Origin of the sequence: Spirulina subsalsa CS-330 (assembly GCF_028330765.1) — a bacterium.
Taxonomy (GTDB): Bacteria; Cyanobacteriota; Cyanobacteriia; order Cyanobacteriales; family Spirulinaceae; genus Spirulina; species Spirulina subsalsa_A.
Genome location: NZ_JAQMTY010000031.1, coordinates 1 through 13,673 on the forward strand (window position 1 = coordinate 1; position 13,673 = coordinate 13,673).

A 13,673-nucleotide genomic window follows, 5' to 3' on the forward strand; every position below is an offset into this window, starting at 1 on the left:
AAACTGCTCTTAACGATGTTCACCTTCTCTCGATCCCCCCTAGCCCCCCTTAAAAAGGGGGGAACGAAAAAAAGTCCCCCTTTTTAAGGGGGATTTAGGGGGATCAAACGCAGACGAGGCCAACATTTGAACGTTATGTACAAGCAGTAGCCCACGGGGCGAGGGGCTTCTAATCTGTACGTGATGATTAACGAGCCGCTTAACGGCTGATGTACCCTTGATTGAGTCACCGGGGACATGTCGGTTAAAAGCGTGTTTCAAACTCAATCGAGCCGCGACTATCGCCTTGGAAATCCGTAGAGCCGCGAATCGTCAAGTTGTCATTGATGCGATAGCGGATGTTGTACCGGGTGTCTTGGCCGGGTGGGGTAATAAACTGCAACACGGAAAGAGAAAAATCATTAGCGATCGTTTTGCCCACTTCCACGGCGATTCCTAAGGTTCCCGTCGTGCTGTCTTCATTCAACACTTGAGCCGGAAAGACCCGAAATTCACTTAAGCTCAACGCATTACTAATCGTCTGCTGCAAGTCTCCAAACAAGGTTGTTCCGGCAATATTGGCCAACCCTCCCACGAGGGCCGTGTTATCACCACCGGCGACAGAATTGATAAAACTGCCGCCGAGGAGGGCGAGAATTTCTGTATCGCTGCGGGCGGGGCTGCTGCTGAGGTCGATCAGTTGTTGGCGGGGGCGAGTGCCGCTTTGAGCGGTGGCGCGGAGGGTTTCGGCGAGTTCAAAGGCGGTGGCGTTGATATCCGCTCGTACCGTTAGATTTTGAATTCCTCCGACACCGACCGGACTATCACTGACCTCAGCCGAGAGGGATTCCACCGCAAAGGTGCGCCGACTTGTTTCAATCACAGACCCGACAAGGCGCAAATCGAGGAAGGGATCAAGGCCGTTGAGGGGGTTGAGCACGGCTACGTTGTTGTAGTTGTTGTCAAGGCGGAAGGTGGTGGTAAATAAATTGACATAGCCGGAATTGAGATCAATGACACCATCGGGCTGTAGGTCACTAAAGCTGCCGTTTAAGACAAGATCTCCTTGGGCGACGAGATCGAGGATGGGGTAGAGCCGAATCCGGAAATCATCGGCGAGGATGAGGCGCAGATCACGAAATTCAAAAAAACCATTGCTGGGTTCTGCGGTGGGGCTGTCATCGGCTGCACCGCTGAGGGAGGCTGCGCCGAGGAGTTGAACATTGCCGTTGGTGACGTTGACGTTGCCGGTGATTTCGGGGGCGAGGGCGGTGCCGAGGATTTGGACTGAGCCGCCGACGATGCCGGAAAAAACGCCCTGAAGAGCGATCGCCAGTTGATCCAACGTCACGGTTAAGGGATTCTCTAGGGCTTGGCGTTGGAAGGTGGGAAGACTGCCCGCCACGGTGAGGGAGCCGCCCCCAAAGTCCCCTGTGATCGACTCAATATCAATCTGGTCAAAGTTGAGGGAAATCACCCCATCTAGGTCTGTAATCGTTTCGGGGAGGAGTTTTGACCCTAGTACCCCGTCTGTGATGGTGATGCTGCCGTCGGCGACGAGGGATTCGAGGGCGAAGCGATCGGGGTTAACCTGGCCGCGAATATCCACGTTGACATCACCGCTGCCGCCTTGCCAGATCAGGTTTTGGCGGCTGATGATGTTGAGAATGGCCAAACCGTCGTCTTGGACTCTGGCGGTGAGGGTGGCTTGGTTATCGCTGGGGGGGAGAGTGCCGGGGATGGGCAGTTGATAGGGGAATTGGCCGGCGGCGGTGAGGGGGGTTCCGTCTGCCATGAGGGTGCTGGTGGCGCTGAAGCGGAGTTTGGCGTTGTTGTAGCTAAAGTTGGCGGTGGCGGTGTCGATGGGGGTTTCGTTGACGCTGGCCCCTAGGATGTTGACGCGGCCGAGCAGGCGGGGGTTGGCGCGATCGCCCCCTAGGGTGGCCGTTAAATTAATCGTGCCGCCAAAACCAATGGCAGGCGGGAGGGGGAGCAGGTCTTGGAGGGTGATGATCGGGAAGTCGTTGATTTGCAACTGACCGGTAATTTCATCGTTGCCGAAGACTCCGGCCAGGGCTAGCACGCCTTCGGCGGTTTGGAGTTCCAAGGGGCGAATGGTCACGATCCCCTCGGCTAGACTGCCGATCAGGGTGACGGTATCGGCTTGGTATGCGCCCCATTGCCAATCGCTGCCGTTGAGTTCCACTTGGGCATTGAGGCCGCCAATGCCCTCGCTTAATGCACCGGACAGGGTAACGGCTCCGCTAAAGGAACCGGCGATCGCATCTAAACCCGGAAACGGCAACGCATCGATACTGTCTTGGCGGCGTAGTTCGTTGAGAGCGCGAATTTCTGACAATCGACTGAGGCGATCGCCGAGGGAATCATCGGGACGACCCACCCCCAAGGTATTGAGATCCGCCGCCTGACCCGGTGCAGGCTGGCCGAAGGTGTTGCTAATCCGCAGCAGGTCGGAAAATTTCACCAGGTCTAAGGCAGCAAAAATATCCTCCACGCGGCCATTTTCGATCGCCACAGTGCCGTCTACCCGTGGCTCTGGCCCGGTGGGGATCAGGCTGCCGTTGATCTCGTAGAGGGTGCTGCCGGTTTGCAAGCGAGCCTCCCGCAGCGCGATCGCATTGCCCACATATTGCAGATCCCCCGTGAAGCGATCGCCCCGCAGTTGCCCCACCACGGGCTTTTCAATGGTGACAGACCCCGCCACGCCCCAATTGCGCCAATCAACGGTAAATTGCCCGGTGAGATCCCCCGCGAGGGGTTGGGCGGCGATCAGGGGTGGCAGGAGGCCGTTGGGTAAAAAGGGTTTGGCTTGGGCGAGGGGAAATTGAGTCAGGGACGCGGTGAGAATGTTGTTTTCCGTGCGCCCGGTGGCGATCAGTTGATCCAGGCGGAGATCAAAAGTGGTGGGGAGGTAGTTGGCGTTGAGGGTGACGAGGATGCGATCGCCTTCTGCCTGCTCAGACCGCAGGGCGATTTCACTGCCCCCCGGTTGCAGCGACACCGGCCCCGTCAAGATCGGGTCAAGCTGAAACTGATTCACCGCCACATTCACCAAGCTGAGATCTCCCTCAATTTGGGGCGCGGTTAATGTCCCCGCAATTCGGCCTTCAAAACTGGTCAAGCCCCGCAAATCTGCCCAGGCCGCCGCCGTCGGGAGAGTGACAAATTGGGCCGCCACCTCCGGCAAGGCGGCCAAGTCCAAATTCTGAGCGATGACCCCCAAATCCACCCGCTGCACCACCGCCGCATCGAGTTGCCCCCGCAACAGGCGCGGCAAATCAAACTGAAGATAGCCCTGGGCTGTCAACTGTTCGCCCCCCTGCAATCGATTCAGGGTGAGCCGCCCGTCTCGCCAACCAAACTCCGCATCAATCGGATCGCGCACGGCGATTAACCCCTCACTGAACCGCACCGCGCCTTGGGCTTGGAATTGGGCGAGATCAAACAGGGGGAACCGGACATCCAATTGTCCGGTGAGTTGTCCCCGTAACAGGTTGGAATAGGGGGCAAGGGCGATATTGTCCGGCAAGAGGCGAGCGGTGAGGGTGCGATCGCGCAGGCTAAATTGTGGGATGGCGAGGCGATCGCGCCCCATCTGGGCTGTGCCCTGGCCTTGGAGTTGCAGGGTTTCCACCGTGAAGCGACGGGGAATCACGCCGGCCATGGTGACGCGGCTCTGCAAGGATTGCCCAAAGGCGGCCGGGAGTTGCGGTAACAGTTGCCGCGAGTTGATCCCCTCACCCTGCACCTGGGCCGTCCAATTGCGATCGCTGAGGGTAAACGCCACATTGCCCGTCCCTCCTCCCAACCCAGAGGCGATCGCCATTCCGTTCACCTGCAAGCCATCCCAGATCCCCAAGAATCCCCCCCGCAACAGAGCATTAAAGGGCGTTGCCACCTGTACCGTTGCCCCAAGCCGTCCCAGGGCTGCCCGATTGATCGGCAGTTGCCCGAAGAGTTGCGCCAGTTGCGCCATGTTCAAATTCTGAGCGTCCAGGCTGGCGGTGAGGCGATCGCCTTGCAGTCTTAACCCCAACAGTTGCGCCGTCCCCCCCGCGATCCCCACCCCCATCGCCCCCCGACTCACTAAGCGCGTCGGCCGGAACCCCGCCAAGGCTCCCGCAACGGTGAGTTGACCGTTAAGATTGCCAAGGGGTAACGTTTGCAATTGCGCCGGGAGTTGGGCGGCAAAGGGTTGCACTGCGATATTTTGGGCTTGGAGTTGGGCGACGAATTGCCCCCCGGCCAGTTGCAATTGTGGGATGACCAGCCGTCCTGCGCCGATCCTGGTTTGGGTTTGGCCGGTGATGGCGATCGCGTCTAAATTCAGCGCCTCCCAACGCCCCGCCACCCGCAGGCGGGCATCGGTTGCCCCCAAGGGCAAATCCAGCGGCAGGCGCAACTGTTGGGCAAAAACAGTGGCTTGCCAGGTGTTTTCCGTCAAGCCCACATTGCCCACTTGGACTCGACCGCCGAGGAGATCCGTACTGAGCAACACCTGAGCGGCTTGCCAATTGTTGAGGGGAAGGCTCACCGTGGCGTTGCCGGACGTGGTACCGAGGGCGACGGGGGTGGCGACTTGAAATGTTTGGAGAGCGCGATTAATCGGGATCTGATTCCATTGGGTTTCGAGGAGGGCGATGGGGTTTTTGGGGTCTTTGCGGGTGGCGATCGCTTTCCCGGTGAGGCGGCCGCCAAATTCCGGAATCAACGTCCAGGATTCAACACTGAGGGTTTGTTGTGCCACCGAGGCAATGAAGTCGGCGTTGAGCGATCGCACCCCCACCCGATCCACCCGCAACGGCAGACAGGGCGAGGCCGTTAAACAGGCCGCCCGCACCTGTCCCCCAATTCCCAAATCCTCCAACGGCCCCAGCACTTGGGCCGTCATCGCGATCGCCCCTTGGAGAGCGATCGGTAGCTCCAACTTCTCAACCACAGCAGCCAGCAGCCGCGTCACCGCCACCGGTTCAAGGCGCACCTGTAGATCATTCTGACCACTTAAGGACACCGCCCCATCCAGTTCCACCGGAACCGTACCCAAACGTGCCGTTGCTCCATCGATCAACACCTGATCCCCTCGGAACCGCAGTTTGGCATTGGCCAACCGTGCCGCCGACTTCACCCCCTCCACCTGCACCGTCACGCCTTGAACCCGACCCACGCCCGTTAAGGTGGGTAAGGTTTCCAGGGTAAAGGGATTGCCCTGCAAGGTGAGGGTCACATTCGCCCCCACGGTTCCCGTTGGGATGGTCGTGTCGAGGGGTAACGGTGGAATCAGCCGCATCACCTGGGGAATCTCCACCCCTTGCAGATTGGCGGCTAAGGTTCCCGTCAAGGTATCCAAAGACCCCGACGTTAACCCCAATTTCCCCTGCACCCGAAACCGTCCCCCTTCGGCCAACGTGCCCTGTAATTGCGTCACTTGCAGATCGTCTAAGCCGCCATTAATGAACAGATTGCCGCTGCTCACTTGGGCGACAAGGGGCGATCGCTGACTCTGATCGGGATTGCGGCGCACCACTGATGCGATCGCCTCATCCACCCGCACCGCCACCACCCGGATTTTGATCGGCAAGTTTCCCTCTTCAATCGTCGGGAGATTAATCCATTGACCATCCCGGTCTTGCTCCACATAAACCGTGGCATCCGCAAAGGTGATATCCAGTTCAAGCCGCCGCTCAAAAATGACCTTGAGGGGATTAAACCGAACCGCGACGGCTTCCGTGGTGGCATAATCCGCATCGTCGGCGGTGGTGGGGAGACGAGTCTTGTTGAAGTGGATGGCGGTGGGAGATAGGCGAGTGACCGCACCTAACTCCACTGGCCGTTCGAGGGTGTTGGTGAGTTGCTTGGCGATCAAGGGTTGCAAGAGTTGCTGCACGAGAACCCACAGCACGATCCACGCCGACCCAGAACCCGCCACCCCAAAAATGAGCCACCAGATCCAACGGCGGCGACGGGGTTTAGGGGGATTCGGTTGAGTCTCAGGAGTTTGGTCTGTCATCGGTCAAGCACCACATTCCAGACGGTTTAACACAAAACGGGCCCAAAACGGGTAAAACCGCTGCCGTTGAGCGCAATGCCACAACCTTAGTGGTGAATTCACGACGAGAGTTACACCCATTGGCCTGGGTTGACCGAAGCTTCCCCGCTGACAGGATTCCCCGTTGCCTCCCGTTATCGGTTTGGGCTGAGGAGGGCAGGATTAGGGGTGGATTTAATCGCTTGACCCGATTGGGGATCAAGACGGTAGAGGGGTTGAGCGGCGGGTTGAATGGTGATGGGAGATGTTGTGTCTCCGGCTTCGGTGGCGAAACCGACATCATCTAGGGCTTTTTGGGGCTGGAGTTCGTCGGCTTTGGGGAGCATTAACGTACCACTGCCGAGGGCAATTTTACCCAGTTCGGCTTTGGCGCGTTCTTCGGGGGTGAGGCCGCTGGTCATCACCTGCTGCATTTCAGCCATGGCCCATTTCAGGTGCGGCCCCGCATCGACGGGAACCCAATCGCCGCCGATCAGGTGTCGCCATTCAAAGTGGAGGTGGGGCCCGGTGGAGTTGCCGGTGCTGCCGACGAGGCCGATCACGTCGCCCTGTTCGACCCATTCACCCGCTTGGACGAACATTTCCGAGAGGTGGGCGTAGCGGGATTCTTGGGTTCCGTCTTCGTGGCGGAGGATGACCAGTTGACCGTAGCCGCCGGTGTATTCTGCGATCGCCACTTGCCCGTGATAACTGGCGAGCACGGGCGTACCTTGGGGCGCACCGATGTCTGTGCCGGTGTGCATCCGCCATTCCCCAAAGATGGGGTGCATCCGCCAGCCAAAGGTAGAACTAATGGAACTGGGAATGGCGAGGGGGAAGAGCAAGCCGCGATTGTTGTTGTTGGGATAGGCCGCCGGACGGCTCAGGGCTTTCTGACCCCGGTTGAGATAGGCCAGAGGCGTTTGGGGGACTTCGTGGATCGAATAGCTGCGGCCGGGTTTATTGTGGCGCTGGAGGGGGGCGGGGGGCTGCTGTTGAGCGAGGCGGGGGGCTTGTTGGAGCCGACCCGGTACGGCCATGGTGGGCGGCGGCGCGGGACGACGCACGGTGCGCTCTGGGGTCACGCCGCAACTGGCTTGACTGAGGCGACCGTTGCTAACTTGGGTTTGGCAGCCGTTGTTGCGATCGCTCACCACCACTTGGGGCCGAAGCTGCGGTCGGTTGGAGGGTTGGGCGGCGGTGGCGGGGGATTCAGCCCCGTAGGTGGTCACATCTACATAGGTTTGGGTGGCGCGTCCCGGTTGGTTGGCCACGGGGGGGCGATCGCGTAACGCCGCCGGGATCGAAGCGGGCTTGCGATCCGGCACAGATACCGTTGGCGCGGGTAATGGTTGAGGGGTTGCCGTGCGGGTGGGTTGGGGCGCAGGGGCGGGGGCGGCCACGGGCTGGGGTTTAGGCGCAGGCGCGGCCACCGGTTGGGGTCTGGGCGCGGGGGCAGCCACGGGTTGGGGCGCGGGCGCAGGGGTCTCCACTTTGGCCGGCTTCACCAATTCCGTTTGCACCGGTTGCAGCGCAGGGGGCGGGGTTTGGGCCACGGGAACCGGCGCAGCGACACCACCGAGATTATCCACAAAGGTATCGGTTTGGGACCAAGCCAACCCACCGCTGAGGAGGCTCAACCCTCCGATCCAGCTCACGCTACGCATCAGCAGGGCATTGCGAAGAAGTCCGTACAGTGGACGTGGGGTTTGGCGCATGATCTCTCCTTGTCGAGGGTGTCGTGAATGGATGGACTGACGTGTTGGGATACGATTTCGCATTTTACGCCATAGATTACGAATTATGACGGGCACGGTCGTCAGTTTAGAAGGATGCGGCTGAATTGTCGGGGCAGGGGGATCAGGCGAGCGGGTCAGGATAACCAATTTGCACGGCTCCCGGTGGACAATTTAACTCGGTGTGGGCTTGCCCTCCCTGTAAGCGTACCCGTAATTCTCCCGTGGGTGTAATGCCGATCACTTGACCGGGTGCTCCGGCTACGAATACAGATCGATGTTTGGTTTCTAAAAGTTCCCAATAGGCGGCGAGCACGTCCGGCATCGGTTGTGACTGACCCCAGTGGTTACCCTGTTGAATGCCGGCGATCGCGATCGCTGCTAACTCTTCCAAACTCGCTACCCTAGCATCCGGATCGGTGGCGAGGGCGATCCCCGTTGCCGGGACAGGGTTACACCAATTGAGACCGACCCCCACGACGGCGATCGCCCCCCTCGGATTCACCTCCGTTTTAATCCCCCCCAGCTTACGCCCGTGCAGCAGAAGATCATTGGGCCATTTCAACCACACCGGCACAGCGCGATCGCGCAACTGCCGCGCAATCCCCCCAGCACTCAAGAGCGTCACCAAGAGCGGCGGCAGGTCGTGAATTGCGATCGCCCAGGACAAATACAAGCCCCCCACCGGCGACTGCCACACCCGCCCCCATTGCCCCCGGCCAGCGGTTTGGGATTGAGCGATCGCGCCCCCAGGAACCCCCGCCGCCGCCAACTCCCACGCGATCCGATTCGTTGAATCCACCTGTTCCACCACCCGCAACCGAGGCAGTTCAGCCCCGCCCGCCAGCGTTAACCAAGCCGCCTCAAATTGGGCGCGATCGAACCAATCCACTAGGCAAAATCAATCTGAATCACCATATCGTTATAGTCAAAATCACCCCCACCCGAGAGATCCTCAAACCCAAAGATATTATTCCCCAGCATAATCAGGTGATCTTGACCATCAGGATTCGCCGCATTATAGACAAAGTAGGCTTGATTTTTGCGATCGATTTCATTATTCGGATTATCCGCCAGGAACTCATCAATCGTCGCCCCCGCCAGAATAAACGGCGCATAATACGCCCCCCCAAACCCTGTAGCACTACCGCCACTGGTGGAATTATTATTCACCGTTAAATCCAGACCCCCCACCCGATTTTCAATCGCAGCGCGGGCATAGCCAGCACTCCCCGGCGTTAACCCATTAATCGCCCCCGTCAGCGGGTTATCTACCCGATACAGACCAAACACATTGTTAAAAACTGCTTCCCGAAAGAGCGAAAATGTCGCCGTTAACCCGGATGCCCCCGTTAAATCAATCACCTCAACCCCCCCGTTGACACCGGGATCATTCCACAGCCACACCACACCGTTTTCAGAATCTGGATCAGCGTTACTGGTTTGACTAAGGGTAATGGTCAGGCCGCTGAGTTCAGACCTGCTTGATTTCAGTTGCCACTCTCCCGTCGTACCTGTGGAGGTCACTTGATCAAATAACGTTAAGCTGCTTGACCCTGATAACTCAACCCCAAACTTAAAGTTAACCTCCGTAACACTTTTTCCTAAAATTTCTAGAGCGTCTTCGACATCATCAATAATGCCTGAAGTTGCAGAAAAACTGTTCGGCAAGAATCCTGCGGGCAACAAAGAAAAGATATCAAGTTCTCCGTCAAAGCTGCTATTAGCAAGGGTTGTTCCATTTTTATCCGTCAAGACAAGCTTAAGGTCAACAATTTGTGAAGCAGGTGTTCCTTCAATTGTGATGGATAAATTTTCTCCACCTTTACCGCCAAAGATAAACCGCTGAGAAATGTCATCATAAAACAGGAAATCTGTGGGGTTTGTTCCCGTTTCTGTGAAGTTCTCGAAGGCAAAAATCGGGTTCAAGCTGGGTCTTGTGCCAACATAGGCTTCGAGTGCTCCGTCCCCATCCACATCACCTAACGCTGGGGCTGCTCTCGTAAACTTAGCTTCCGTGTTGATTTCATCAAAAGGATTACTGACTCCGAATTGCTCTGTAAAAATTGGCGTTAAATTGCTGCCTTCATTCCGGAAGTAACGGATAGTGCCATCTTCTGACCCAACGAAGGCATCAAATACTTCATCGCCATCAAAATCTGCAAAATAAGGAACGACCCGGTTATGATCTGTGCCTAGAATCGTGAAATTAATACCCTCGAATGGATCATGGGGATCTTCGGCAGTATCAATGTTTTTGCGAACAAAATTGGGGGCTTCTGGAGTGCCTTCGTTGACGTAGTAATCGATCGCATTGTAGTGACCGATGAAGAGATGTTCTGGAATTTTATCCCCGTCAATGTCTACAAATCGGGGCACAGCATAAGCTGAAACACCTACAACCTTTCCAAAGATTTCATTGGTTTTGTCTATACCATTACCATCAGCACCGACAACTCGTGTCGTTTTGCTAATGCTAAATTCAGATTCAAATGAGGGCGATGACTTCGTACCCTTATTTTCATAGAAGTAGAGGTTTCCGTAGGGTCCCCCCACTAATAGGTCTAGATCTCCATCACCATCTGCGTCGAAAAAGTCAACACTGGCTCCATAAATAATCTGAAACCCCGCACTCTCTTGACCTTTATCGGTAATCTCAAGCGCATTAAACGGGTTATCAGTACCAGTGCGTTCTGTAAAGGCCCCAGATCCGTCATTTTGAAAATAGAAAAGTGGCGGGTATACGTCTGAATTGTTGGGGTCGGATGCGCTGCCATGGCCAACGACAATATCCAAGTCCTTATCACCGTCTAAGTCAACAAAAGTGGGTACTCTGAGGACACCTTTGTCACTGACTGGGCTAAGGTTAGGTCTGGTTGAGATACTTCTGAATTGTTGAACCATGGCTTTTGGGGAGGTAGGGGGTTGGCAAGGGATGGGGGCAGGGGTTGAGCGAGCGGGTAGAAAAATTTATCTCGTTAGAGAATAACGAAGCAAGCTTAGTGCTAACTGAGCAAAGTATAACCTTGTGGGTGATGAGTGCAAGGGTTAGGGAGACGGACGATCGCCCGCTGTGAAAAGTTGCGATCGCTTCTTCTCCGTGGGGGGTGTGCCCATGGTGATAAGCGTACAAATTTCGTCAGTTTTGAAACCAAGGGCCATCGGCCGGATGACACCGGGCAGCACTTGAACATCATAAAGCTCTGTGATCACTCCTTCGAGTTGTATCCAATGATCTATATTGCCCGTTTTGAGGTTAATGATCATCAGGCCGCAGACGGCTTCTGCATTTTTTGCTGTGAGTTGGTCATCCAGGGCGAGGCCGGAAAAGGTGCGATCGCCCCGTGGTTTCGATGTTCCCACGATCGCCCAGTCCTTGTGAAAGGCCAAACCGCGCAAATATCCCGGACAAAACGCGATCGCTTCAAACCGCTGCCAAATCGGGTCAATATAACCAAACTCCCCCGTCCCAGAATTGAGCACCCAAAGGCGATCGTGATACAGGCGCGGTGAATGGGGCATCGAGAGCGTATCGAGCAGCACTTCATTGCGGCGAATATCAATCACACAGCCGTCTTGATGGCGTTTCTGTCGCCACCCCGCCGCCACATCCGACCGACTCACCGCCGTTGCATAGGCCGGTTGGCCCTTTTCAAAGGCCAAGCCGTTCAAATGACAGCGATCTTCTGGGGCCAACTTGGTGATAAACGGGGGCTGCCAGAGGGGGATGAAGCTGTAATGGTTGCTGATCGTCGCCAGGCAACTGTAGAGCGTATTCACAAATAAAACCCGCTGCGTCCGGGTCAAGCCAATGTCATGAATATCCACATCCCCCGTGGTATGAGCGACACGCGGCACATAGACCTTGTCGTAGCCGTTATGGGTTTCGCCGGCTTGGAGGCAATTGTCCAGTTGCCACACCTGAAACCGACAGCCGAGATAAATCCGCTCTGGGGTGGCATAGAGTCCCATCGGTCGATCAAACATCCGCTCGAAAATCGAGGGGGTCTGATCGGGTTTCATGCCCAGGAAAAAAATCCGGTTGGTTTGGTAGGTGGTGAAAGTGAGGCTGATCCGTTGTTCCGCCAGCCAATTGAGGGCATGGCGGGAACAACTGACCGCGAGGGGGGGATTCGGTTCGCTCATGAAGAGGGGGGTTAGTAGTAGCTGCCGGTTTTGCGATGGTGAACGGCGGTGATGCCGCTTTCGTTCAAGACTTTGCCGGTTTCAGCTACAGCATAGATCAACCAGTGATCGCTGCACTCCATGCGATTTTCGACGCGGCATTCTAAATAGGCCAACGCATCGGTGAGGATCGGGCAGCCATTGTCGGCGGGTTCGGTGCTGATCCCCTCGAAGCGGTCTTCGCCGGGGGCGTAGTTTTTCATGAAGTGTTTGCGCAGTTGTTTCCCCTCGGCCAGGATGTTGAGGACGAAGCGATCGCCCCCATAGGTAAAGTCTTCAATGGCGCGGTCTTTGGCCACAGAGATCGTTAAACCGGGAGGGCTAAAAGAAGCCTGGGACACCCAAGAGGCCAGCATCGCACTTTGCAATTCTTCCCGCTGCACCGTCACCACACAGAGCGAGCCAATAATCCGCCCCACGGCCTGCTCCAGGCGGGCGGACTGGGAGTCGGTAACGGAGCCTTTGGGTTGGCGTTGTTTCTGTTGACGTTTCAGGGCTTGGGCGAAATCTGTGCCCGCCTCTTCGCAGTATTTAATGATTTTGTCCGTGGGGGTGAACTTAACGCGGATCGGGTCAAACCCAAAGCGATAGCCGGCATCCCGGAATTTTTGTTCGAGCATATCGATCGCTTCCCCGCTCCAGCCGTAGGAACCAAAGACGGCCGCTAACTTACTTTGATCCGCCGTGGCGAGGACGATACCGAGGGCGGTTTGGACTTGGGTGGGGGCATGGCCGCCGAGGGTGGGCGACCCCATAATGAACCCAGCGGAGGTTTCAACGGCGGTTTTAATCGCTTCGGGGGTGGTGAATTCGCAGTTAATCGCTTCGACCGCAACCCCGGCTTTGGTGATGCCGCGAGCGATCGCCTGGGCCACGATCGCCGTATTGCCATAGGCCGACGCATAGATCAGCGCGACCCGGTTGGCCTTGGCTTTCTGGTCAGCGAGCCAGGTGTGATAGGACTGCTTCAACTCGCTGAGGCCGTAGCGAATCAGGGGGCCATGGCCGGGGGCGTAGAGGGGCGCGGGGTAGTCGGTTAATTTTTCGAGGGCGGCTTCTACTTGGGTGGCGTGGGGAGCCATCAAACAGTCGAAATAATAGCGCCGATCGTCGCTGTAGACTTGCCAGCCTTCATCAAGGATTTGATCACCGCAGACATGGGCCCCAAAAAGTTTATCGGTGTAGAGAATTTCGGTGGCGGGATCGTAGGTGCAGAGGTGGTCAGACCAGCGGGGGCTAGGGGTGGGGATGAATTGAAGGTGATGGCCTTGGCCGAGGTCAAAGGTTTCGTCGTTTTTGATCACGAGGCAGTTGATCGCGATTTCCGGCAGGATTTTCTGGAGGGAAATGGCGGCGGGGTTGGAGCAAATGACGGTAACGGCGGGGTTGATCGTGAGGATCTTTTCGAGGGTTTTGCCGCGATTGGGGTTGATGTGGCCGAGGACGATCGCATCTAAGGTTTTCAGATTGAGGCGGTCTTGGAGGGCGGCAAGAAAAATGTCGGTGAAGGATTCGCCGGGGGGGTCAATCAGGACGGTGCGATCGGCTTCGATCAGGTAACTATTCGCCGTTGTCCCTTTGCGCAGGGCGTATTCAATTTCAAATTTGAGGCGATCCCAGGTGCGCGATCGCAGCACACGGGTTTGGGCAGCAATGGGCAGGACTTGGACATCACGGGGTTTTACATCAACCATAACAAGTGGGGAGAGGGGGTGGAGGTCTAAACG

Annotated in this window: 6 protein-coding genes; all 6 read right to left on the bottom strand. The window is 57.0% G+C overall.

The window, feature by feature from the left end:
* Positions 1 to 244: 244 nt before the first annotated feature.
* The 6 genes from PN477_RS02300 to PN477_RS02325 all read right to left on the bottom strand — a co-directional run bounded on the left by PN477_RS02300 (position 245) and on the right by PN477_RS02325 (position 13,640).
* Positions 245 to 6,007 carry a translocation/assembly module TamB domain-containing protein gene (locus PN477_RS02300; RefSeq protein ID WP_272121876.1) on the bottom strand — a complete coding sequence of 1,921 codons (5,763 nt, stop codon included), beginning with the start codon at positions 6,005 to 6,007 and terminating at the stop codon, positions 245 to 247.
* A 173-nt stretch (positions 6,008 to 6,180) separates the two neighbouring features.
* Positions 6,181 to 7,683: a peptidoglycan DD-metalloendopeptidase family protein gene (locus PN477_RS02305; protein ID WP_272121877.1), complete on the bottom strand. Its 1,503-nt coding sequence runs from the start codon at positions 7,681 to 7,683 to the stop codon at positions 6,181 to 6,183.
* A 202-nt stretch (positions 7,684 to 7,885) separates the two neighbouring features.
* Complete coding sequence (locus tag PN477_RS02310; RefSeq protein ID WP_272121879.1) at positions 7,886 to 8,653, bottom strand: biotin--[acetyl-CoA-carboxylase] ligase; 768 nt, start codon at positions 8,651 to 8,653, stop codon at positions 7,886 to 7,888.
* Positions 8,653 to 10,665, bottom strand: coding sequence for an FG-GAP-like repeat-containing protein (locus tag PN477_RS02315; protein ID WP_272121881.1), 2,013 nt, complete (start codon positions 10,663 to 10,665; stop codon positions 8,653 to 8,655). The genes PN477_RS02310 and PN477_RS02315 overlap by 1 nt, the downstream gene beginning before the upstream one ends.
* Before the next feature lie 144 nt (positions 10,666 to 10,809).
* Positions 10,810 to 11,907 (bottom strand): TIGR03032 family protein, encoded by a 1,098-nt coding sequence (locus PN477_RS02320; RefSeq protein WP_272121883.1) that lies wholly within the window; start codon positions 11,905 to 11,907, stop codon positions 10,810 to 10,812.
* An 11-nt stretch (positions 11,908 to 11,918) separates the two neighbouring features.
* A complete protein-coding gene (locus PN477_RS02325; RefSeq protein WP_272121884.1) occupies positions 11,919 to 13,640 on the bottom strand; it encodes a diflavin flavoprotein in 1,722 nt (573 codons plus the stop codon).
* Between the last annotated feature and the right edge of the window lie 33 nt (positions 13,641 to 13,673).

Coding starts and splice junctions, on each gene's coding strand:
- PN477_RS02320 (WP_272121883.1), bottom strand. CDS start 11,907: ATGAGCGAACCGAATCCCCCCCTCGCGGTCAGTTGTTCCCGCCATGCC.
- PN477_RS02325 (WP_272121884.1), bottom strand. CDS start 13,640: ATGGTTGATGTAAAACCCCGTGATGTCCAAGTCCTGCCCATTGCTGCC.
- PN477_RS02315 (WP_272121881.1), bottom strand. CDS start 10,665: ATGGTTCAACAATTCAGAAGTATCTCAACCAGACCTAACCTTAGCCCA.
- PN477_RS02300 (WP_272121876.1), bottom strand. CDS start 6,007: ATGACAGACCAAACTCCTGAGACTCAACCGAATCCCCCTAAACCCCGT.